24 protein-coding genes and 4 tRNA genes are annotated in these 21,062 nt (G+C 40.8%); 15 read left to right on the forward strand and 13 right to left on the reverse strand.

Annotated elements, in window-relative coordinates; all coding sequences use genetic code 11:
• The first annotated feature begins 239 nt into the window (after positions 1–239).
• Complete coding sequence (locus tag V7L01_RS28025) at positions 240–455, forward strand: hypothetical protein (RefSeq protein ID WP_335040647.1); 216 nt, start codon at positions 240–242, stop codon at positions 453–455.
• 438 nt (positions 456–893) lie between these two features.
• Here V7L01_RS28025 and V7L01_RS28030 read toward each other — a convergent pair whose 3' ends face one another.
• Complete coding sequence (locus V7L01_RS28030; RefSeq protein ID WP_335040649.1) at positions 894–1,055, reverse strand: hypothetical protein; 162 nt, start codon at positions 1,053–1,055, stop codon at positions 894–896.
• Positions 1,056–1,407: 352 nt separating this feature from the next.
• Between V7L01_RS28030 and V7L01_RS28035 the strand changes: the two genes are divergently transcribed.
• Positions 1,408–2,715 (forward strand): glutamate-5-semialdehyde dehydrogenase, encoded by a 1,308-nt coding sequence (locus V7L01_RS28035; RefSeq protein ID WP_335040651.1) that lies wholly within the window; start codon positions 1,408–1,410, stop codon positions 2,713–2,715.
• Between the two features lie 63 nt (positions 2,716–2,778).
• Here V7L01_RS28035 and V7L01_RS28040 read toward each other — a convergent pair whose 3' ends face one another.
• Positions 2,779–3,288 (reverse strand): GNAT family N-acetyltransferase, encoded by a 510-nt coding sequence (locus V7L01_RS28040; protein ID WP_335040653.1) that lies wholly within the window; start codon positions 3,286–3,288, stop codon positions 2,779–2,781.
• 347 nt (positions 3,289–3,635) lie between these two features.
• Between V7L01_RS28040 and V7L01_RS28045 the strand changes: the two genes are divergently transcribed.
• On the forward strand, positions 3,636–4,583 hold the full coding sequence (locus V7L01_RS28045; protein WP_335040655.1) for an L-lactate dehydrogenase: 948 nt from the start codon (positions 3,636–3,638) through the stop codon (positions 4,581–4,583).
• 62 nt (positions 4,584–4,645) lie between these two features.
• Here V7L01_RS28045 and V7L01_RS28050 read toward each other — a convergent pair whose 3' ends face one another.
• Positions 4,646–6,061, reverse strand: a complete 1,416-nt coding sequence (locus V7L01_RS28050) for an isochorismate synthase (protein WP_335040658.1) — start codon at positions 6,059–6,061, stop codon at positions 4,646–4,648.
• A 309-nt stretch (positions 6,062–6,370) separates the two neighbouring features.
• Here V7L01_RS28050 and menA point away from each other — a divergent pair, with 309 nt between their 5' ends.
• The 3 genes from menA to V7L01_RS28065 are packed head-to-tail and all read left to right on the forward strand — an operon-like array spanning position 6,371 to position 9,667.
• Positions 6,371–7,267 carry a 2-carboxy-1,4-naphthoquinone phytyltransferase gene (menA, locus tag V7L01_RS28055; RefSeq protein ID WP_335040660.1) on the forward strand — a complete coding sequence of 299 codons (897 nt, stop codon included), beginning with the start codon at positions 6,371–6,373 and terminating at the stop codon, positions 7,265–7,267.
• 13 nt (positions 7,268–7,280) lie between these two features.
• Complete coding sequence (locus V7L01_RS28060) at positions 7,281–8,297, forward strand: o-succinylbenzoate synthase (RefSeq protein WP_335040662.1); 1,017 nt, start codon at positions 7,281–7,283, stop codon at positions 8,295–8,297.
• Entirely contained in the window at positions 8,282–9,667 is a 1,386-nt protein-coding gene (locus V7L01_RS28065) for a 2-succinylbenzoate--CoA ligase (RefSeq protein WP_335040664.1), read from the forward strand. Before V7L01_RS28060 ends, V7L01_RS28065 begins: the two co-directional genes overlap by 16 nt.
• Here V7L01_RS28065 and V7L01_RS28070 read toward each other — a convergent pair.
• From V7L01_RS28070 to V7L01_RS28095, 6 genes are all read right to left on the reverse strand, one after another.
• Positions 9,660–10,106 carry an acyl-CoA thioesterase gene (locus tag V7L01_RS28070; protein WP_335040666.1) on the reverse strand — a complete coding sequence of 149 codons (447 nt, stop codon included), beginning with the start codon at positions 10,104–10,106 and terminating at the stop codon, positions 9,660–9,662. The two genes, V7L01_RS28065 and V7L01_RS28070, sit on opposite strands and share 8 nt — an antisense overlap.
• Positions 10,107–10,141: 35 nt before the next feature.
• A complete protein-coding gene (locus tag V7L01_RS28075) occupies positions 10,142–10,600 on the reverse strand; it encodes a type II toxin-antitoxin system VapC family toxin (protein ID WP_335040668.1) in 459 nt (152 codons plus the stop codon).
• Positions 10,597–10,863: a FitA-like ribbon-helix-helix domain-containing protein gene (locus tag V7L01_RS28080; RefSeq protein WP_335040670.1), complete on the reverse strand. Its 267-nt coding sequence runs from the start codon at positions 10,861–10,863 to the stop codon at positions 10,597–10,599. The genes V7L01_RS28075 and V7L01_RS28080 overlap by 4 nt, the downstream gene beginning before the upstream one ends.
• Positions 10,864–11,046: 183 nt before the next feature.
• Entirely contained in the window at positions 11,047–11,199 is a 153-nt protein-coding gene (locus tag V7L01_RS28085; RefSeq protein ID WP_335040672.1) for a hypothetical protein, read from the reverse strand.
• Positions 11,175–11,315, reverse strand: coding sequence for a hypothetical protein (locus tag V7L01_RS28090; protein ID WP_335040674.1), 141 nt, complete (start codon positions 11,313–11,315; stop codon positions 11,175–11,177). The genes V7L01_RS28085 and V7L01_RS28090 overlap by 25 nt, the downstream gene beginning before the upstream one ends.
• A gap of 126 nt (positions 11,316–11,441) precedes the next feature.
• Positions 11,442–11,657: a hypothetical protein gene (locus V7L01_RS28095; RefSeq protein ID WP_334897252.1), complete on the reverse strand. Its 216-nt coding sequence runs from the start codon at positions 11,655–11,657 to the stop codon at positions 11,442–11,444.
• A 235-nt stretch (positions 11,658–11,892) separates the two neighbouring features.
• Here V7L01_RS28095 and V7L01_RS28100 point away from each other — a divergent pair, with 235 nt between their 5' ends.
• Together V7L01_RS28100 and V7L01_RS28105 are read left to right on the forward strand one after the other, a co-directional pair.
• Positions 11,893–14,082, forward strand: a complete 2,190-nt coding sequence (locus V7L01_RS28100; protein ID WP_335040676.1) for an NACHT domain-containing protein — start codon at positions 11,893–11,895, stop codon at positions 14,080–14,082.
• Between the two features lie 82 nt (positions 14,083–14,164).
• Complete coding sequence (locus V7L01_RS28105; protein WP_335021429.1) at positions 14,165–14,518, forward strand: four helix bundle protein; 354 nt, start codon at positions 14,165–14,167, stop codon at positions 14,516–14,518.
• 45 nt (positions 14,519–14,563) lie between these two features.
• On the opposite strand, the gene V7L01_RS28110 is transcribed toward V7L01_RS28105, so the two are convergent.
• Positions 14,564–14,648, reverse strand: a tRNA-Ser gene (locus V7L01_RS28110).
• A 131-nt stretch (positions 14,649–14,779) separates the two neighbouring features.
• Complete coding sequence (locus tag V7L01_RS28115) at positions 14,780–15,700, reverse strand: TIGR04168 family protein (RefSeq protein WP_335040678.1); 921 nt, start codon at positions 15,698–15,700, stop codon at positions 14,780–14,782.
• Positions 15,701–15,849: 149 nt separating this feature from the next.
• Between V7L01_RS28115 and nadA the strand changes: the two genes are divergently transcribed.
• The 3 genes from nadA (at position 15,850) to V7L01_RS28130 (ending at position 17,193) form a co-directional block, all read left to right on the forward strand.
• The gene (gene nadA, locus V7L01_RS28120) at positions 15,850–16,824 is read left to right on the forward strand and encodes a quinolinate synthase NadA (RefSeq protein WP_335040680.1); all 975 of its coding nucleotides are present in this window, start codon (positions 15,850–15,852) and stop codon (positions 16,822–16,824) included.
• A gap of 124 nt (positions 16,825–16,948) precedes the next feature.
• Positions 16,949–17,034: transfer RNA gene (locus tag V7L01_RS28125), tRNA-Tyr, on the forward strand.
• Positions 17,035–17,121: 87 nt separating this feature from the next.
• A tRNA-Thr gene (locus V7L01_RS28130) sits at positions 17,122–17,193 on the forward strand.
• 30 nt (positions 17,194–17,223) lie between these two features.
• Here V7L01_RS28130 and V7L01_RS28135 read toward each other — a convergent pair.
• A complete protein-coding gene (locus V7L01_RS28135; RefSeq protein ID WP_335040682.1) occupies positions 17,224–17,880 on the reverse strand; it encodes a group I intron-associated PD-(D/E)XK endonuclease in 657 nt (218 codons plus the stop codon).
• A 69-nt stretch (positions 17,881–17,949) separates the two neighbouring features.
• Positions 17,950–18,022: transfer RNA gene (locus V7L01_RS28140), tRNA-Arg, on the reverse strand.
• A gap of 147 nt (positions 18,023–18,169) precedes the next feature.
• Here V7L01_RS28140 and V7L01_RS28145 point away from each other — a divergent pair.
• From V7L01_RS28145 to V7L01_RS28160, 4 genes are all read left to right on the forward strand, one after another.
• The gene (locus V7L01_RS28145; protein ID WP_335040684.1) at positions 18,170–18,295 is read left to right on the forward strand and encodes a hypothetical protein; all 126 of its coding nucleotides are present in this window, start codon (positions 18,170–18,172) and stop codon (positions 18,293–18,295) included.
• 85 nt (positions 18,296–18,380) lie between these two features.
• Positions 18,381–19,040 (forward strand): Npun_F0813 family protein, encoded by a 660-nt coding sequence (locus V7L01_RS28150; RefSeq protein WP_335040686.1) that lies wholly within the window; start codon positions 18,381–18,383, stop codon positions 19,038–19,040.
• A 140-nt stretch (positions 19,041–19,180) separates the two neighbouring features.
• On the forward strand, positions 19,181–20,032 hold the full coding sequence (locus V7L01_RS28155) for a hypothetical protein (protein WP_334773026.1): 852 nt from the start codon (positions 19,181–19,183) through the stop codon (positions 20,030–20,032).
• Between the two features lie 21 nt (positions 20,033–20,053).
• Complete coding sequence (locus V7L01_RS28160) at positions 20,054–21,058, forward strand: transposase (RefSeq protein WP_335040688.1); 1,005 nt, start codon at positions 20,054–20,056, stop codon at positions 21,056–21,058.
• The last annotated feature ends 4 nt before the right edge of the window (positions 21,059–21,062 follow it).

Genomic DNA, 21,062 nt, shown 5'->3' on the forward strand with positions numbered 1-21,062 from the left:
GGGAAGCAGGGGAGGAAAAAGGGTTATTGAGCAATTATTTTTCTCAAGACAGGTTGCCTTGACTGAATATAGCGGTTCTCGGTTGACAGAGATACAAGAACTCCACCCCCAACCCCCTCCCCGCAAGCGAGGAGGGGACTATGATATACCTCATGTGATTAGGAAAAGCTATAAGGCGTAGTTTATAAATCAAATAGGATTGCTATATTACGTTATTACTAACAATATTTATACGTAAAATGATAGATGCCCAAAAACTACTTTTGCCAATTAAATATATGGGATTGGTGGTAGCGATCGCTGAAATTGCAAATGCGATCGCTGGAATAACAAATGCTGTCACTGGAATAACAAATGCTGTCACTGGAATAACAAATGCTGTTGCTGGAATAACAAATGCTGTCGCTGAAACAACAAATGCTGTTGCTGAAATAGCAAATGACCTAACCCTCTAGTACGCCACGGCGTAAATAGAGCAACCATTTAAAATCTCTAAAGAGCTTATTCCATAATACTTTTGATTTCCGCCTTGCGGTAGTACACTCCCAATATGGTTCGGTTAAGACGCGATAAATCGCCGTCTCTACAATAATCAGTCCTTTGTAGAGACGGCGATTTATCGCGTCTTTGCTTTGCGATTAGCGGCGTGTCATCAAAAAACCTTATCCAAACCGTATTGAGTACACCCCAACAGCTGAATAAAAAAATGGAGGCAGTTACTAACTACCTCCTGATAAATTAAAGCTTGGATGGACTGAGAAATGCTTTGATAAGCAGGCTAGAAACTCAGCTACCTGCTCAAAAACATAATCAAGACCACTCCCAGGATAATCGATCCAGTGCCAAGCATGAATGACCAGAAGCGATGGTAACTATTGACAATGATGCCATTTTCACTTTTGAGCTAGCTGAATCAGATCCATCCAAGGTGCAACACCCCGGCGAAACCAACCTACAGCGCCAACTTGTTCGCCAATCAAGCTTTGGACTCGCTTCATGCCAAACAGGAAATTGCCGATAGGGCCAAAGCGTGAGGCATAATGCAGATAAAGCATTCCCCTACGATCCTGAATTTTTAAATCAGAACCAAATTTAGAACCAGCGTCGTAAAGGAAAAGGCTAGAGAAACATAAATACGATGTCTCTCTAGCCTCCGGTACGCATAAATCATTTTTAAGACTTTCAAATAAGCTCTGTGATAATACTTATAATGTTTTTTGTGCTGTAAGTTTAGCACCTGTAATTTGTCTGCCTTCGATAATCATAGAATAAATGTTTTGAACCAAGTTTTACTTCACCCGATCAGAGTAATTATTGATTACCCAGATGGTTCACCCGATTGGGGGAAGACGATAAGCAATGATGGACTCACATTGATAAGATGAAGAAAAAGTAAAGATTTGTACTATGACTATTCTTAACATTGCTTCTCCCCTAATTGCGATCGCAGGGCAAACCCGCCAAGCTGCAAGCAAACTAGCCATTCTCTCCACTGAAGCAAAAAATCAGGCGATTGAAGCGATCGCTCAAGCTTTAGAATCAGCTAGAGATGAAATTTTACAAGCAAATGTTGCTGATTGTAAAGCTGCTGATGCTGAAGGGATTCCCAAACCACTTTATAAACGCTTGCAGTTGGATGAACATAAATTAAGAGATGCGATCGCTGGAGTCAGAGATGTTGGTAAGCTAGCCGATCCTATTGGTAAAGTGCAGATTCACCGCGAACTTGACACTGGCTTAGTTCTCAAGCGAATTACTTGTCCTTTAGGCGTTTTGGGAATTATTTTTGAAGCCCGTCCAGAGGCGGCGATTCAAATTGCTTCCTTGGCGATTAAATCGGGAAATGGTGTGATTCTCAAATGCGGAAAGGAAGCAGTGCGTTCTTGCGAAGCAATCGTTAAAGCAATTAAACAGGGATTATCTCAAACTGCTGTTAATCCAGATGCGGTACAGTTGCTGACAACTAGAGAAGAAACTCTAGAACTTTTGAAATTAGATAAATATGTAGATTTAATTATTCCTAGAGGTTCCAATTCCTTTGTCAGATTTGTGCAGGAAAATACGCGGATTCCGGTATTAGGTCACGCTGACGGAATTTGTCATCTTTATATAGATCAAGCCGCCGATATTTCTAAAGCAGTTCCGATTACAGTCGATGCCAAAGCACAATATCCTGCTGTTTGTAATGCAATTGAAACTTTGCTAGTTCACTCTTCTATTGCTACAGAATTTTTACCGAAAGTTGCTGAGGCTTTGGAAGAACGCCATGTGGAATTAAGAGGCGATAAACGCACCTTGAAAATTTTACCTAACATCGAAGCTGCAACAGAGATAGACTGGGAAACAGAATACAGCGATTTTATTTTGTCGATAAAGATTGTAGACTCTATAGAAGATGCGATCGCTCATATTAACGAATATGGTTCTCGTCATACCGATGCCATTATCTCTGAAGATTCAGCATCTGTTGAAACTTTCTTTGGACTAGTAAATTCAGCCAATATATTCCACAATTGTTCTACCAGATTTGCTGATGGCTTCCGTTATGGTTTCGGCGCAGAAGTAGGAATTAGTACGCAACAAATGCCTCCCCGCGGGCCCGTTGGTTTAGAAGGATTAGTAACATACAAATATCAAATGACTGGAGATGGACATATTGTCGCTACTTACACTGGGGCGAATGCTAAAGCTTTTACTCATCAAGATTTAGTGTAAAAGATCATCAAAAGTATATGCTCTAGTAACGCTAGAAATACACCGATTTATCCGGTGTATTTTTTATGTTAATAGTTTATCTGAGTTATCAAAAGTTTTAATTGGGCCATGCCATCGACGATCGTTTAAGAAAACCTCGTTAAAAGCTCCATTAGTATATTGACTAATTACTTTACCCCAAAAAGCTTGTGCGCCTAAGTTCAAAGCAGTCTGCCGTACTTCCCAACTGCCGGGAAACTGGTCGAAAATGTGAGTAGCTACCTGTTTGCCAATGCCATGATTTCGATACTTCTTGAGGATAAAGAACTCGGCAATAGACATAGCATTGCTATTTTGATGAAGGTAAGTGTGCTGATTAAGAAGTACAAACCCTGCCAGTTTATCATTAACTTTAATTAGAAATGGGTGTCGCTCAGGTTCTGTCCAATAGTAATCAAGATATCGATAGCCAAATAAGCCGCAGCTATCTACATCTTTAATTTCTATCTCACTCAAGTCATACTGGTATAGTTCCATTAAATTACACAGCACTGATTTCTGTTTTTGAGTAGCTTTTATGACTTCGATTTTCATAAAGCATCTACGATACTGAAACTATATCCTAATTGGGAAGCATTAAACTCGATGTCAGATGATGAAGTTGATTATTCTGAATATTCCATTATTAAACAATGAGTTTTTCGAGAAGGCAATGTTGAGATTGCCAGTAACTCAAGCACAGAAATTAATTCAGATTGATCCAGAATCATAGCTTGGTTTCAATTCCAGGGTGTCGAACAAAAAACACTCATCAATTCTGTCTTGCGTCAACATATTAAATCTTTGAGATGAAGCGATCGCTTTAAGAATCTTGACTCGAAAGGGTTAGTTCTGGAGTTAGCATTAACCTATCGGGACAGTTACAAAAAAGTAGATTTCGCATGAGTAGCAAAATATCCAAGGTCGGTATTATTGGTGCGGGTAATGTGGGTGCAGATGTAGCAAATGCTTTAGTGCTACTCGGTAAATGTGTAACAGTCGTTCTTTTTGACCGAACTTTATCAAAAGCTGAGGGGCAAGCATGGGATATTGAAGACACTATTCCCCTACTTAAAGACATGGAGATTATACCATCAAATCAGTATGAAGATTTAGCGGATTCTGATATTATTGTTGTGACTGTTGGGGTGCAGCAAAAAGAAGGACAAAGCCGATTAGATACGTTGAGCGACAATGCACAGATCGTGCGTTCAACAATAAAAGAATTGGATCGAGTTGCACCCAATTCAATCATACTTATTGTTAGCAATCCAGTGGATGTACTAACACGGATTGCGATCGCCAGTTCCACTAGAGCAGAAAACCTAATTTTTGGTTCAGGAACCGTTCTTGATACTGCTAGACTGAGATATCAACTTGCTAAACGACTGAACGTTAGTAAACAAGACGTTCATGTTTATGTGATTGGAGAGCATGGAGACAGTGAATTTGTCATTTGGTCTAGTGCATTTATTGGGGGAATTTTGTTAGCTGAATTTCCCATACCACAAGGAGCAACGCTGGAACAAATTCAGCAAGAGTACGCAGAGTTAACCCGAAAGCGAGGTTATAACATTTCTGAACGTAAAGGAAATACTAGCTATGGCATATCAATAGTAGTTTGTCAGTTAGTTGATACCATCCTGCGAGATGAAAAGCAGATATTTCCAGTATCGGTGAGAGCAGATTCTAACTATGGAATTGGCAGTGAAGTTGTTCTTGGACTTCCATGTATCATTAGCTCCCAAGGTATTGAGCGCCAACTGGTGTTACCAAGAAATGCTCATGAACAACGTTTATTAGAAGAGTCAGCCACCAAACTGAATGAAGCATATAACTCGGAAGCATAATAAAAATCAACTCACATAGGTGGTAAATATCTTTAGCTGGCATACAAGATTAGTAATTAACTTTAAACTAAGGCTTTCAATAACGCCTGAAGTTTAAGTTGCACCTCTGCAAACTCTTTGTGAGGATCGGAGCCAGCCACGATACCAGCACCAGCATACAATCTCGCGCGATCGCCATTAATTAATGCTGAACGAATTCCTACAATAAACTCACAGTTACCCTGAGAATCTATCCAACCTAGAGGTGCAGCATACAAACCTCTCTCAAAGCTTTCATAACGGCGAATTTCGGCACAAGCTACATCTTGTGATGCACCCGCAACGGCTGGCGTAGGATGCAATTGTCCGACAATCTTTAATGGATGGATGTTAGTAGGAACTATCGCACTTATAGGTGTCCATAAATGCTGGATATTCGATAATTGCCGTAGGCGGGGCGCTAATATTTGAGGTGATAAACCTAGCTGAGATAGACGTTGAGTTATAAAATTAAGTACTAGGGAATGTTCGTGCTTTTCTTTTTCACTATTTAGTAAGCGATTGGCATTAGCTGCATCTTCAGCAGGGGTTTTACCTCGTGGTGCAGAACCCGCTAAAGCATCAGTAATTAACTGTTGATTATTAATACTAATTAATCTTTCTGGACTTGCACCAATAAAGTTTTGCCCTTTGCCATTACTGGTAGAAAAAATATAACAATTAGGATGATTTTGTCGAAGATTATTTAATGATTTAACTAAGCTAAAGTGGGTGCTTGACTTTACATCTAATATATCTGCTAATACAATTTTGCTTAAATGACTAGACCGAATTTTTTCTAAAGCAGATACTACTGAACGTTTAAATTGAGCGGCATTTGTGACAGATTTTTTATATAAGTTTGCTGGGAAGCAATCAATATTAGCAGAATAATATTCTAAAGATTGGATAAATTCAATTTTATTTTGCACCTTCTCCAACAATCTTTCAATATTTACATTTGCATTGATAATTATATTTGTTACTAATATGCAACGCTGATTTTTTACGGCTACTTGCCAACGTGGAAGAAAAATGGTAGCAGATGGAAATGGATAATCTACTTGGGCATTTTTATCAAAAAAGCTGAAATAACAAAAAAAGTGAGGCCCAGAAAAAGGTTGATTAGCGTTACCAAAATTAATTATATTTTTTAGACAAGATTTGATAAAATATTCTGCTTGACTAAAACGGTCTGAGCCATCAATCTGTAATTTTGCTACAGCATCAATTGCGGCGATCGCTTCTCCTTTACCTCTGTCCTCAAAGTAAAAATTTATTTCATTTGCTTGTGTAAGTTTATCTAATACAAGTAAAGGATCGACTAAATCAATTTCTTGGGAGACACTGACAATTTGTCTGCAATTATTTTTGACGCACTTTTCTTGCACCGCTACCAGAAATTGATATAAATCTTTGTGCTCTACAAAGAAGTTGCTACGACATGGTGAAACTGTCATGGATTTAACGATAGTAAATTTTTTTTAAGTTAACTTCCTAAAGTGTAATTAATCGTGGTCGTATTTTTACAGGTAACATATTAAGTTGCTATTTCACCAGCGTAGGGTTTGGCTTATTTATGGTGTTCTCAGACTATGATAAGACAGTTTCAGCCTAAGACTGCAACGTGAGGTGAGTGTTAACAACACAAGGTTAAGAAGGCATAGTAAAAGTGACACTTGTTTGTATATCACCCATATCTAGCGTCTCTTTAAACCATAAAATCTAAAGGGTGAGTAATATTCCGGTAATTTAATTAATCACAACTGATGACTACCAAGCAAATTTTATATCCCAACACCAAGTTATGGATGGCAGCGATTAAACCGCCAATGTATAGCGTTGCCATTATGCCCATTTGGGTAGGAACAGCAGTAGCATTTGCTGAAACTAAAATTTTCAATGGTGTAGTATTTTCTACTTTTGTAGCTGCGGCAATCTTAATTCTTGCCTGGGAAAATATCAGTAATGATGTGTTTGATTCCGAAACAGGTATCGATAAAAATAAACACCATTCTCTGGTGAACTTAACAGGCAATAAGCCATTAATATTTTGGATAGGAAATTTGTGTTTAGGTTTGGGGTTGCTGGGCATACTAGCGATCGCCTTTTGGCAACATGACCTAACTGTTATCGGCATCATTCTACTATGCTGCGGTTTAGGTTATACGTACCAAGGGCCTCCCTTTCGCTTAGGATATCAGGGTTTAGGCGAGATTATTTGCTTTTTTGCCTTTGGCCCCTTAGCAGTGGAAGCCGCATACTACAGCCAAACCCAAACTTGGTCAATGACAAGTTTAGCAGCCTCAGTGATTGTCGGGATTGCCACAACCTTAATTTTGTTTTGCTCACACTTTCACCAAGTCAAGGATGACATAGCCGCAGGGAAGCGATCGCCTATCGTCCGTTTAGGAACAGCAAAAGGTGCCCAACTTCTAGTTTGGTTTACTGGTAGTATTTATCCTCTCACCTTGCTATTTGTACTATTGGGGATTTCTCCAGCTTGGACATTGCTGAGTTGGGTGAGTTTACCTTTTGCTTTCAAATTATGCCGCCACGTCCAACAAAATCACAACCAGCCGGAAAAAGTTAGTAACTGTAAATTCATCGCCGTAGCCGTGCATTTCTGGGCTTGCTTGCTGTTCGGCTTGGGATTTATGCTTTAGCAATTACTAATTGATGCGTTATCAATTTAAATTTCGTCCATATCAGCGAAAGTTTTTGCGATCGCTTACCACTAATCATGGTAAGTGGGATATTCGTGAAGGTATTATCCTCCGTCTCACCGATGAATCAGGTAAACTCGGCTGGGGAGAAATTGCCCCCATTAGCTGGTTTGGTTCCGAAACCCTAGAAAAAGCTTTAGACTTTTGTCGCCAACTGCCAAAAGAAATCACAGACGAGATAATTTTTTCGATCCCAGATGAGTTACCTGCTTGTCAATTTGGCTTTGAGTCAGCGTGGGAGTGGAGGAGCGGGGGAGCAGGGGAGCAGGGGAGCAGGGGAGCAGAGGAGAAGAATTTAAATTTATCCTCTGCGCTTCACTCTTTGCCCTATAGCGGCTTATTACCATCTGGTGAAGCGGCTTTAAATCAATGGGAAAAGCTGTGGCAGCAGGGATATCGCACGTTTAAATGGAAAATTGCTGTGGATGCGATCGCTGATGAACTAGAAATTTTTGAGTCACTGATACACACCTTACCAGCCTCTACGAAACTGCGATTAGATGCCAACGGTGGACTCAGCTATGAGGAAGCAAACTTATGGCTGCGGACTTGCGACAATCTCAAGGCAAATGCAGAAGTACCCATAGAAATTGAATTTATCGAACAACCGTTACCCGTTGAGCAATTTCAGCAGATGTTGGAATTGAGTATGAGTTATGAAACTGCGATCGCTTTAGATGAATCTGTCGCCACACTTGGACAACTCGCCGGCTGTTATCAACAAGGTTGGCGAGGGATTTTTGTGATCAAGCCTGGGATCGTTGGATCGCCATCTCGTCTGAGAAAGTTTTGCCATCAGTATGAAGTTGATACAGTATTTTCATCAGTATTTGAAACTGCGATCGCTAGACTTGCAGCACTCAAGCTAGCAGCCGAATTATCCCGAAACAACAGGGCAATTGGTTTTGGCATCGACCATTTTTTTGAACAAGAAGATACCTGGCTTCAAAGTTTATGCAACAGCCTTTAGACTGTCTTAATAACCTAACTCAGGATGATTGGCTTATTGGTTACAACAGCCATCAATTTAATCAAATAGCTCAAGAATTATATTTAGAACTAACACAATTATCAGCCTGTGGAACCCCACCAAAAATCATTGTAGCTGAACGCGAACCAGTACGATTTTTAGCAAGTTTTATTGCCGCTTGTGCAGCTAATTGTCCAGTTTTTCTTTGTAACCCAGACTGGGGAACACAAGAATGGCAACAAGTCTTTGATTTAGTACAGCCAGATATTATTTTGGGAATGGGGCATGGGGCATGGGGCATGGGGCATGGGAATAATAATATCCAATGCCCAATTCCCAATAGCATTATGATTCCCACAGGTGGTTCATCAGGAGAAATTAAATTTGCCATTCACACTTGGGAAACTCTCATCTCATCGGTACAAGGATTTACAGAATACTTTCAACTAATCCAAGTAAATTCGTTTTGCGTATTACCGCTATATCATGTTAGCGGCTTAATGCAATTTATGCGCTCTTTCACTACCGGAGGCAAACTGGCTATTCAACCATTTAAAGCCGTAGAATCCAGTCAAATATTAAATATTAAACAATCAGAATTTTTCATATCTTTAGTACCAACACAGTTACAACGCCTCCTGCGAAATCCAGAATTAACTGAATGGCTATCTCAATTTAATACTGTACTTTTGGGAGGTGCGCCAGCATGGAACGAACTACTAGAAAAATCCAGATTTCACCACATCCGGTTAGCACCTACCTATGGCATGACAGAAACCGCCTCTCAAATTGCTACCCTCAAACCAGATGATTTTCTCGGCGGTAAAATTAGCAGTGGTCAAATTCTTGCCCATGCAAAAGTAACTATTCGCAATCAGCAAGGCGAAATTTTAAATTCCAATCAAATCGGAAATATCACTATTCATGCTCAATCTTTAGCCCTTGGTTACTATCCTAAAACTAGAGAAAATCAACCTGATTTTCAAGTAGATGATTTAGGCTTTTTAGACGAACAAGGACATTTAAATATTGTTGGACGTAACAGCGATAAAATTATTACAGGTGGAGAAAATATTTATCCAGCAGAGATTGAATCAGCTATACAAGCCACTCAAATGGTTGCTGATATTTGTGTTATCGGCATTCCCGATAAACACTGGGGGCAAGCTTTAACAGCAATTTACATTCCCAAAAAATCAGATACCTCTGCCTTAAAAATCCAAACCTTACTCAAAGACAAACTCAGCAAATTTAAAATTCCAAAATATTGGATTCCCCAGCAAAACTTACCTCGTAACTCCCAAGGTAAAATTAACCGCCAAAAGTTACAGCAAATAGCCACAGAATTCCTACAGAATCCCATTACATAATCTCTCTAGACCTTCTTCTCTCTGCGTCCTCTGCGTCCCTGCGGTTCGTCTCCAACCACTGAACTATCTCATCAGGTAATTCCTGCTTACTTCTACTACTCACATCAATACAAACATGGCGAGTAATAGCCTTAGCAACTATCACCTCACCCAGAGTAATTTCATAAGTAATTTCAAACTTATCAGCACCTATTTTTTGGGGAATTAAACTAATCAGCAATTTGTCCCCAACAAACATAGGGCGCAAAAAATCGACACTAGCATGAACAATGGGGAAAGCTACAGAAGGATTAGTAAAAAAATCTTTGAGATTAATACTTGATGCTTCTAAAGATTCTTCATAAGCTTCATGGCAAATACCCAAAATATTAGCAAAATAAACTACCCCAGCAGCATCAGTATCTTGAAAGCGAACAGTGCGGTTATAAGTAAAAGGCATTTTTGACAATTGAATTACGAATTACGAATTACGAATTATGTTGATTCCAACGGCGGAACCTCGAAGTCATTAAACGAGGAAACATTGTAAGACGAAGCGGCTATTGCCTTTACCAGCTTGCCGTCAAGAGTCAACAAAGTAGCACCTACCTGCTGTGAAAGTGCAACATAAGAGCCATCGTAGGCGGAGATTCCATAATTTAATGCGATCGCAACTGCATCCGCCATCAAATCAGCCGTGGAGACAACACGCAACGGAAAAGCTTTGAGGGTGGCTAAATCTGTCTGAACCTCAGCAGCAGTGTACATCCTTGCACGGACGTACTTCAATAAGGCGTTAGCACACTCAATGTAAAAGAGGTCTGGAACAAATATTTCCGTCTGTGGATTGGCAAAATGGTCGAAAAGTTGATTAACTTTGATAGTTAGTGGATCAGCGATGAAATACTTGATACACACACTGGTATCTAACACGCATCTTAAAGGGGTAGTCATCTGTCGCGGTCTTCTCGAATCAGTTGAGTACTATCAGGTAATCCGAAGTCTGCTGGATTCACACGGCGACGCTGGCGACTTTCTTCTAGGACTTTAACTACATTCTGGCGTTTCTGGTCTTCTATTTGCTGTGCTTCAGTTTTTAAAGCTTGTTCTAACAGAGTTATAACTTGGGCGTTAATTGAACGGTGTTCAGATGCCGCTAACTCTTGCAGTTTTGCATACAAATCATCGGGTAAATTTCTTACATAAAGGGTAGCCATCGCTTTACCTCAAAGTAGAATTTAGCAAAATGATAGCATAATGCAAGCAAAAGGGAGGGGTGCGATCGCTCTCTCCTTAGAGACAAAACTCGACCAGTTGATTAACTTTCGGAGTTAGTGGATCGTCTGGTATAAATTGCTTAATAGCTACACTTGCGTCAACAACACACCTCAGAGGGATAGTCATCTGTCTCGGTCTTCTCGGATTAACGCAGTACTATCCGGCCATTCCACATCAGTTTGGCGACTCTCACGACGAAGGCGAATTTCCTCTAGCAGTTTTGGGACATTTTTTCGTCTTTCGTCCTCAGTTAACTGTGTTTTTGTCTTCTGCAAGGCTTCTGCAATATTGTAATAACTTGAGCATCAACTGAGCTATTTTCAGCTTTAGCTAACTCTTGCAGTTGTTCGTACAACTCATCAGGTATGTTTAGCCCATGAAGGGTAGTCATTGATTGACCTCCCAAAATAATTTATTGGTAATGGTAGCACGATCGCAGTAGGGCGAGAGGTTAGGGAGCGATCGCATTTAGTTAGTGGGTGCGATCGCTTTATTATCTCTACTACCCACCTGTTTCTTAATCCTTCTCTTCTGATTCCTCTGACAGAGATTTTAGTGATGTTTTTCGTAAAACCCAATCAAGATAAAGTACAAGAATCTGCATTTTCAGAAAGTTGTTAGCACTTTTGATATTTGCATCACTCAGCACCCATTTACAAAACTTTTCCAGCAGTATTCCAACAACAACTTCAACAGACTTATTTATAACCAGAGGGATTAGTGTTTCTAGCATTGCGATTGCCTCAATAGCTTGACTGAGTTCAATGTCGCAATTTTCTTTTGTAGTTATTTATCTGACTTACCTTGACTTAGCCTGACTTACACTGATTTAACCCCACATTTTGATAAAAACTTTGGCTACACTGGCTTATAAGTAATTGTGGGAGTGGTCAATGTCTATACCAGAGGACTTTCTTAAGCAACTGGAGCAATACAGTGAATTGTCGCACCGAGAGAAAGAAGTCTTTGTGGAAATATTCGGTCGCAGTAAGAATCGAGTCCACGTAACTCAAGAATTAAATATTTCCGAAAGTAACCTCAGCACTTGCCTTACAGGTATTTACAAAAAATTTTGCATCACTGGTAATGGCCCTGTTAAAGAAAGTCGCTTACGGGAGTATCTGAGCAAAAGATACTCACAGCAAAAACCGTCTGGCGATTTAACTACAGATCACGTAGATGATTCTATTGATACCTTAGTGCAAGAAATCCGCAAACAAATCAAACCCTACATCAAAGAAAAGTGCGGAACCATGCGGGTATTAGATATGCCTAAGCCTATTGAGTTAACAGGAAAACAAGGTATTTACACAAATGTCAATATTCTGGAGGCAATAACAGGACGAAGACGACTAAAAGTTGCGGAACTAATGCAAAGCTCTGATCATGATAACTTTGAGCGACTTGGACTTAGCAGAGTAAAACAGAAACGAGTCTCAGGATTAGAGGTTGTACAGCGTTATAGTAAGTTGATGGTTTTAGGTAAACCAGGAGCAGGAAAAACCACTTTTTTAAAATATCTAGCAATGCAGTGTATTGAAGGGAGATACCAAGCAAATAGAGTTCCCTTGTTTATCACATTAAAAGATTTTGCAGAAGCAGCTAAACAACCAGATATTTTGAAATTTCTTGCTCAACAATTATCAAGCTGTGGGGTAACTCATGCCAGTGCAGCAGTAGAGAAACTGTTGAAACAGGGTAAGGCATTGGTATTGCTGGATGGGTTAGATGAAGTACGAGAGGAAGACACCAATCGTGTTTTACGACAAATTCGGGAATTTTCTGACTTTTTTCATACCAATCAGTTTGTAATTACCTGTCGTATTGCTGCTAAAGAATACACTTATGAAAGTTTCACAGAAGTAGAGATGGCAGATTTTGACGAAAAACAAATAGCCATTTTTGCTCAAAACTGGTTCCAATTAACTGATCCAGTTAAAAGTAAAAGATTCATTGAAAAAATAAAGGAGAATGAACCAATCCAAGAACTAGCTAGTAGTCCTTTACTTTTGACATTGCTGTGTTTGGTGTTTGGAGATAGTGGAGATTTCCCAGCAAACCGTTCTGAGCTTTATCAAGAAGGATTAGATGTATTGCTGAAAAAATGGGATGCCAAACGCAATATTGAACGGGATCAAGTCTATAAAAATCTGTCTTTGCAGAGAAAGGAAGATTTATTGAGTCAAATTGCCTTAACCACTTTTGAGCATAAAAATTATTTTTTTAAGCAAAAAATGGCCGAAGCATATATTGTTGAATTTATTTGCAACTTACGTGATGCTGACTTAAATCCAGAAGCCTTGAAACTCGACAGTGAAGCTGTCCTAAAGTCTATTGAAGCACAGCATGGGCTATTAGTAGAAAGAGCAAAGGGTATCTATTCATTTTCTCACCTAACATTTCACGAATATTTTGTAGCAAGAGAAGTAGTTGCCAACTCTGCCTATGAAACTTTGATTGAGCATATCACAGAGACACGCTGGCGGGAGGTTTTTTTGCTGACTGTTAGTATGATGCGAAGGTCTAATGAACTTCTCTTATTAATGAAGCAGAAAGTAGATAGTTTTATAGCTAGAGATGAAAACTTACAAAAATTTCTTTATTGGGTAAACCAAAAAGCTTTATCCATCCAATCTAACTATAAACCAGCAGCTATCAGAGCGATTTATTATGCCATTGGTTTTTCTAGTCACTGCTCAATTGGTTGTAGTAACGAGCTTATCGAAAATTTAGATTTAGGGCGAATATTGGATAAAGTCCTTGACTCCCACATAGCACGTAAATTTAATGATGGTCTTGAGCATAACGTAGCTGTTGACCTTGAACTTGCTCTTAGCCTTAATTATGATCCAGATTCACCTTTTTTCAATCTCTCTTTTGCTATCGAATTTATAGATAAATCTGAAGTTCGGCATTTATTGGAAAAGTTAAGAAAGCAGACATATAGCCAAGCTTGGGTTGACCAACTAAGAGCAATAATGATTGAATATCGTAATATTGGGCATGACTGGCAATTTAGCAATGTACAAAAGGATCTTTTAAAGCAGTATTATGACGCAAATAAGCTCTTAGTAGATTGCCTGAATAGTGATTGTTATATTAGCCGAGAAGTTAGGCAAAAAATTGAATATACCTTTTTTTTACCAATCAAAAGTTAAGAATTTAGTAAAAACTGAGACAATGCCAAACAAAGAGGAGAAAAACGGTATAGTAGCTTATTTCAATTTAGAATTTTGACTAATGAAAAAAGATATTTGCGATCGCACCTTTACTTTTTCAGTTCGCATAGTCAAATTGTGCCAGTTTTTAGATGACAAACCAGGAGTAGCGCGAACCCTTGCTCAACAGTTATTAAGGTCAGGAACATCGATAGGAGCTAATGTAGAAGAAGCACAAGCTGCTCAAAGCAAAGCAGATTTTATCAGCAAGCTTATGATTGCACTAAAAGAATCCCGTGAAACCCGGTATTGGTTAAGATTGCTTATTGCTTCCGAAATAGTACCTCAAGAAAAAATTAGTCAACTCCAATCCGAAGCTGAAGAACTAACAAAAATCCTTGGTGCCATAATTATCTCCACCAAAAGCCCCACCTAACCTCTTCAATTTTTAATTTTTAATTTTCAATTTTTAATTCCTAAACGGAGAGGGGGAGATTCGAACTCCCGGAGGTTTTAGCCTCATCCGATTTCAAGTCGGACGCAATCGACCACTCTGCCACCTCTCCAGTAAATCTGTCAAACTTATGCCGATCCTAGTTTCAGACGCTATTTAGGCGCTTTTGTTGGTTAGCACTAAACTTGACAGATCATACTATACCCTATAATCTACGCAGATTGCACTACTGGATGCGAATGTCTACGACACAATCCGCGATCGCTCGTACAAAATTTCCCCCTTAGCCACCTGAAAGTCATTCCCCACCCAAACTAGGGAAACTTGCGAAACCACACCCGCCTCTAGGGTGACAATGGAAAAGTTACGCAACTTCTCGCTGTCATTTTCCACAATCCTGGGGACACTTGCAGCATTTAAGTAAATTGTCCCCTCTGGACTTCTAAAGATGGGCTTGCGCTGCACCTTCTTGGTATGGCGTAAATCTCGGTGCATGTGACCAAATGTCACCAGAGGAATGGTTTTACCAGCAGTCAAGGCTTGAGAAATCGCCTCGCCCAAATCTGGATCGCCAAAGTCGCCGCCAATTGGATGCCAGTCTTTGCCGCAAGGGTCTTCGGGGCGATCGCCTAACCCACTAGGCCCATTGTGGCCCAAAAATATAATCGTCTCGTAGGCGGCGCTTTTGATCGCTTTGACGATGCGATCGGCAGATTCTTCCAAACTCGTCACACCGTAACGTTCTTGACAGATTTCCGCGAATTTCCACTCTGGGCCACCCCAGGTAAAGGGACGACCCCCCACGACAGTTAAATTCCAAGCGGGGAAATCCAACTTACCGTAACCAACATGGGACGAACCTAATAAATCGAGTTGTTCCTGTACCCAGTCTTCCTTAGAGCGGTCATAAGGAGCCTTTTTGCGTCCCCATTCGGTGGCGGTGTACCAGGCATCGTGGTTGCCCATCACGGCTGCTTTGGGAATATCGAGAGATGCGATCGCTCTGACCACTTCCACCGACTCGTTGCCAAAATCCCCGACAAACAGCACTAAGTCAACACCCAAATGCTTGAGTGCAACGCCATCTTCCACTTCCCATTGGTCGTGAATATCTCCAACTACAGCAATTTTGAGGTTTATCGATTGAGTTTTCTGACTGGTCATGCCACTTTCCTTGCCGTCTATCTCCAGGATATGAAACTCAGCCCGATTTGGACACAACCCCAAAATATCAACCGTCCACTATTTTTGGTAAAAACTACTATAATTGAATCCACAGGACATACATTTGCAACATAAAGCACCCCTAAACTGTGTTTACCACTGCACTAGCTCAACGACAAAACACCCAACTGGGTGAACTACCACTAGATTTGTTTGCCGCGATTCAGAGTCTCAAAAAAGAACTCAACGCCGTTATCCTGGCGCATTATTATCAAGAGCCAGATATTCAGGATATTGCAGACTTTATTGGGGATTCATTACAACTAGCAAGAGCCGCCGAAAAAACCAATGCGGATGTGATTGTCTTTGCTGGCGTTCACTTCATGGCAGAAACAGCAAAGATACTTAATCCCGATAAATTAGTACTTTTACCAGATTTGGATGCTGGTTGTTCTTTAGCAGATAGTTGTCCACCAGACGAATTCGCAGCTTTTAAAGCAGCGCATCCAGATCATTTGGTGGTATCTTATATCAACTGTTCTGCTGATATCAAGGCGATGAGCGATATTATTTGCACCAGTTCCAACGCTGTGAAAATTGTGCAGCAGATACCGAAAGAACAGCCGATTATTTTTGCCCCAGATCGGAATTTAGGGCGGTACGTCATGGAACAGACTGGACGAGATTTGGTGCTATGGCAAGGTAGCTGTGTTGTCCATGAAACCTTTTCGGAAAAGAAAATTGTCCAGTTAAAAATTGCCCATCCCGAAGCAGAGGCGATCGCACACCCAGAATGTGAAAGTAGTGTATTGCGCCACGCCAGCTTTATTGGCTCCACAGCCGCTTTACTCAAGTATTGTCAAAGTAGCCCCACGAAAGAATTTATCGTTGCTACGGAGCCGGGAATCATTCACCAAATGCAAAAATTAGCTCCTGACAAGCACTTCATTCCTGCACCGCCGATGAATAACTGTGCTTGTAACGAATGTCCGTTTATGCGATTAAACACCCTAGAAAAGCTCTACTGGGCAATGAAAAATCGCACTCCCGAAATTACCATGTCAGAGGATATCCGTCTTGCTGCACTGCGACCAATGCAACGAATGCTGGAGATGAGCGTGTAACCAGTATTTTTTATCCATAAGGTAGAGACGCAGTTTTGTTGCGATCTCTACCCGCAAGTTATTTTTTCTAATCACTTGCTATTTATAAAACATGGTGCTAAGATTTTAAATCGTGAGAGAAATCGGGTCGGTGTCCGAGTGGTTAATGGAGACGGACTGTAAATCCGTTGGCTTGCGCCTACGCTGGTTCAAATCCAGCCCGGCCCACCACTTACGAAGTTATAAGTTATAATGACTGGGTTAAGAGCAAAGCTCCCAGCATTGTAACTTACAACTAAAAAACCAAAGTTATATTTTGCCCGTGTGGCTCAGTGGTAGAGCACACCCTTGGTAAGGGTGAGGTCACGAGTTCAATCCTCGTCACGGGCTTTTTAGATGAATATAAACAGAACAGAAGCATTAAGTTTCAGTTTTTTCATAAGCTTTCTTAACCCAATACCCTCTGGGTGGCTTTTCAACCCCATAAGCCTTACACCACTTTTCTACAGCTTTATCAGATACGCCAAAATCTCTCCCAATTTGTGCAGTTGGCTTTTCCCAAACTAGTTTTTCTAGTTCTTCTTTAGATGGTCTTTCTACTTTTCTAGTATGAATTCTAGAATCTGGGTTAACCTTTCTAGTCGTTAAATCAACGCCAAACTCCTTGTAGGTTCGCTTAGACGCTGCTTCAGTAAAGTCTGTAAAATCCTCCCACCAGTAAAAGGGTGTAGCTGAATTAGGTATCTGGGTAGTTATGTAGCAACCCTTAAAGTTAATTGATGGATAAACAACTTTATCTATGTCAGGAAGATAAACAGCATAAAAGTCAAAGTCATTTACTTTGTACTTCTTCTGATGAGTCCCATTTTTATCGACCCAAATAGTTTTATTTACTACCCTGTTATCTCCCGCGTATTTAGCTTGTATTTTGTAAAATTTATCGTCTTTGTAGACAACAAAATCAAAAGGTAAATGTTCACAAACAAGTGGTGTGAGGACTAAATAACCTTTGAGGGTTAGATCAGCCATTGCTTTCGTAGCAGCAATATCGCCCTTGTTCTTAGTATGATGCAGCAATAACGAACCCTCAACCAAGGAAACGATCGTATCACTTCACGGTGCTTGAGGGTTCATATTGAGTTAAAACGAGCGCGGCAGGGTTCGAACCTGCGACCGATTGCTTAGAAGGCAATTGCTCTATCCACTGAGCTACGCGCCCAAAACAAAACTATGGCTCCCAAAGGAGTCATCTAAAATATTATATCGTTTCCGCGTACCAAGAAGCAATCGAAAATTGCAGATTTACCACTAGCAAGGCTAAGATGCTAGTCGCTAGTTAGTGCAATCTACACCGAAAACAAAACAGATGGGGTATTGGTTTAGATATATTGAGTTGTCAAGGGGTTATTTGCCTGTTAACGCCACCGCCCTCTGGGCGGCTACCTTCGGGAAGGATCTGGCGATCGCTAGGCTCATTTCCACAGTATGCTAGGTAATTTCAGCCTTGGCGATACTGTCAAATGCCATTATATATTCCATATTAAGAGTGCCCCTGTGAGGAGTTATTTGCTAGTGCCATGTTTATTCTCAAACGGCAGGATGTTGAAATATCAAGCATTCAGCACCCAAAAAAGGATCAGCAGGTGCCGATTCTCAGTTATCAAGGGCAGACTTTTCGCTTAATTAGCGTATTCAAAGCTAGTCAAGAAGAAGAAGCTAGAGCCTTATGGAGAGAATTAACGGATAACCGAGGTAAAGCCTGTGTTTTACTGGAAGAACCCGAACGCTTTAGCGTTTGGGGTAAAATCCGTTTAGAGCAACTGGATAGTGACACAGGTGGTCATGGCAAAACGGCAATTTTAGTCCAAGCCAGTATTTTGCTGTTGCAGGGTGTTTCTATCGACATTGAAGAGTTTTTAGGTGCTAGACAAGCTGCATTATTTGAAAAAGATATTGCCGAAGTATTACAGCAGAAGCAATTTCCTCAAGCATCTTCCCTAGAAGCAGTTAAATATTTGGTATCTACTAATCCGTTACCGACAGCCAAAATACCTGATTGGCAAGAAAATCATGTAGTTATCCTGTTACAAGAACTGCATCGATTAGGAAAGGGCTATTTTGGTAACGCTAATTTTACCAAACAAGTGATTTATAAGCTAGAAGATATGCCAGAAGCCGAGCGATCGCTATTTATCACTTGGCTAAATCAATCGCCACTGGGTAAACTATGGCAGTAGCATGGAAATTTTTTAACAAAATTCCTGCCACTGGCACTTGCTTTTGGTGTCCGATTGTGTATTACCTGGCAGACACACTGCTAGATATACAGTCCTTTAAATCAAAATACTGCCAGAGTGCATCTACATAGTCAAGTCTTATGAATAACTCTTACGAGAATTCGTTCCTTTCTAAATCAATTTTCACCACTCAGAACATTGTCTTAGCTAATATTGGCTGGGCCGTACTGGCACTGCTATACTTTTTGTTGTTTAGTGCCAAAGTTCCTGGAGCAGATGGCATAGAAAGCCGAGCCGAGTGGTATGTGATTGGCACAAATATTTTTGAAGCTTTAGCTTATTTGGCTGCCGGTATCTTATGCTTGAGGAACTGGCTGAGTCCGCAAATCGTCAGTGGACGGAATGTTTGGCTCTTAATTGGCTTAGGTATGCTTTCCTATTTCGTTGGAGGGATAATTTTCGGGTATACCGAAATAATTTTAAAAGATGAACCAGATGTGTCTGTAGGCGATATATTTTTTGTACTTACTTATCTATTACTTGGCGCAGGCATGATTTTAGCTGTGGCTTCCAGGCGAATTAATCTGGAAAAATGGCAGTGGCTGATTGTGTTAGCAATTGCAGTGTTCGGTAGTTTGTTAGCATGGTGGATTTCTATGCAACAGGAAACACCCTCAGAACTGCTAGTCGCTATTTTGAATTGGTTTTACGTAGTTAGCGATGTAGTTTTGCTAATTATTGCTACCACCCTGCTACTAGCCTTTTGGGGGGGAAGAGTTTCCCAGTCTTGGCGAATGATTGCAGCGGCGGCCTTTTCGCTCTACATTGCAGATATGTGGTTTAAATACGCCCAAGGCCCCAATTATCAAAGTGGGGAGATATTAGAAGTGTTTTGGGTGTTTAGTGGAGTGTTATTTGGCATGGGCGCTGTCTTAGAATATGACGCATCACTAAGACGAACGCGGCGTACCAGCGGACGAAAACGAGCTTAGTAAAGTTTTTTGGTATCTACCGTGAGAAAATTAACAGACTCTGACAAGCAAGAAATTCTGAAGTTATATCGAGAGACTGCCGAAACAACCTCAACTTTGGCAGACCGCTATGGTGTGAGTAATTCGACAATTAGTCGCCTGCTCAAAAGCACTTTGCCAGAAGATGAGTATGAATACTTGGTCTCCTTAAAACGGGCTGCGAGAACTCCTGAGGGTAGGGCGCAGGTAAGCTACGAGCAATTACCTCTGCTGACTCAACCAGAGCCGGAGATAGAAGTTCCACCCATCATCGAAAGTCCACCTGTGGAAGTGCCAAAGGTTGAGCCACTGCCACGTCGGGTAATTCATGTAGAGCAGGAACTTTACTCAGAGGAAACGGCAGAGTCACTCGCTGCTAGTAGACGGGTGCGGCGACGCCCCTCGGCGACGGAAAAACCCAAACTCCGAGTCACAGAGAAATTAGAAACTCCAGAGCCAAAGCCGCCGGAAATTGTCAGCATCCCCATCCCACCGCTAAAGAATGAGCATCCAGGAGCAGCAGTCATCGCGCAGATGCTGGGCGAAGATTTGCTCGACGAATCAGAGGATTTGGATGATTTAGAAGATGATGATTTAGAAGATGACGACTTTGAGGAAGAAGACTTTGATGACGATGACTTGGATGAGGAAAGACCTTTAGTCACAAAACGAAGACCAGGTGAAGCATCAGTTCAAGTTTTACCTCTGTCGATAGCGAATTTGCCGAAAACTTGCTATTTGGTAATTGACCGTTCCTCGGAATTAATTACCCGTCCTCTGAAAGACTTTGGTGACTTGGGGCAAATTCCTAGCCTGGAAACCCAGCAAAGAACTCTGCCGGTATTTGATAATCATCGCGTCGCCAAGCGCTTTTCTACCAAGCGCGATCGCGTGATTAAAGTTCCTGATAGTAAAATGCTCCATAAGGCTCGGACTCATTTGCAAGCTAAGGGCATTACACGACTGCTGATTGATGGTCAGGTCTATTCCTTGTCTGCGACGGTTTAAAGGT

The organism is Nostoc sp. (assembly GCF_036917095.1).
Lineage (GTDB): Bacteria > Cyanobacteriota > Cyanobacteriia > Cyanobacteriales > Nostocaceae > Nostoc.

Coding starts and splice junctions, on each gene's coding strand:
- V7L01_RS28025 (WP_335040647.1), top strand. CDS start 240: ATGATAGATGCCCAAAAACTACTTTTGCCAATTAAATATATGGGATTG.
- V7L01_RS28030 (WP_335040649.1), bottom strand. CDS start 1,055: ATGCTTTATCTGCATTATGCCTCACGCTTTGGCCCTATCGGCAATTTC.
- V7L01_RS28035 (WP_335040651.1), top strand. CDS start 1,408: ATGACTATTCTTAACATTGCTTCTCCCCTAATTGCGATCGCAGGGCAA.
- V7L01_RS28040 (WP_335040653.1), bottom strand. CDS start 3,288: ATGAAAATCGAAGTCATAAAAGCTACTCAAAAACAGAAATCAGTGCTG.
- V7L01_RS28045 (WP_335040655.1), top strand. CDS start 3,636: ATGAGTAGCAAAATATCCAAGGTCGGTATTATTGGTGCGGGTAATGTG.
- V7L01_RS28050 (WP_335040658.1), bottom strand. CDS start 6,061: ATGACAGTTTCACCATGTCGTAGCAACTTCTTTGTAGAGCACAAAGAT.
- menA (WP_335040660.1), top strand. CDS start 6,371: ATGACTACCAAGCAAATTTTATATCCCAACACCAAGTTATGGATGGCA.
- V7L01_RS28060 (WP_335040662.1), top strand. CDS start 7,281: ATGCGTTATCAATTTAAATTTCGTCCATATCAGCGAAAGTTTTTGCGA.
- V7L01_RS28065 (WP_335040664.1), top strand. CDS start 8,282: ATGCAACAGCCTTTAGACTGTCTTAATAACCTAACTCAGGATGATTGG.
- V7L01_RS28070 (WP_335040666.1), bottom strand. CDS start 10,106: ATGCCTTTTACTTATAACCGCACTGTTCGCTTTCAAGATACTGATGCT.
- V7L01_RS28075 (WP_335040668.1), bottom strand. CDS start 10,600: ATGACTACCCCTTTAAGATGCGTGTTAGATACCAGTGTGTGTATCAAG.
- V7L01_RS28080 (WP_335040670.1), bottom strand. CDS start 10,863: ATGGCTACCCTTTATGTAAGAAATTTACCCGATGATTTGTATGCAAAA.
- V7L01_RS28090 (WP_335040674.1), bottom strand. CDS start 11,315: ATGACTACCCTTCATGGGCTAAACATACCTGATGAGTTGTACGAACAA.
- V7L01_RS28095 (WP_334897252.1), bottom strand. CDS start 11,657: ATGCTAGAAACACTAATCCCTCTGGTTATAAATAAGTCTGTTGAAGTT.
- V7L01_RS28105 (WP_335021429.1), top strand. CDS start 14,165: ATGAAAAAAGATATTTGCGATCGCACCTTTACTTTTTCAGTTCGCATA.
- V7L01_RS28115 (WP_335040678.1), bottom strand. CDS start 15,700: ATGACCAGTCAGAAAACTCAATCGATAAACCTCAAAATTGCTGTAGTT.
- V7L01_RS28145 (WP_335040684.1), top strand. CDS start 18,170: ATGGGGTATTGGTTTAGATATATTGAGTTGTCAAGGGGTTATTTGCCT.
- V7L01_RS28150 (WP_335040686.1), top strand. CDS start 18,381: ATGTTTATTCTCAAACGGCAGGATGTTGAAATATCAAGCATTCAGCAC.
- V7L01_RS28155 (WP_334773026.1), top strand. CDS start 19,181: ATGAATAACTCTTACGAGAATTCGTTCCTTTCTAAATCAATTTTCACC.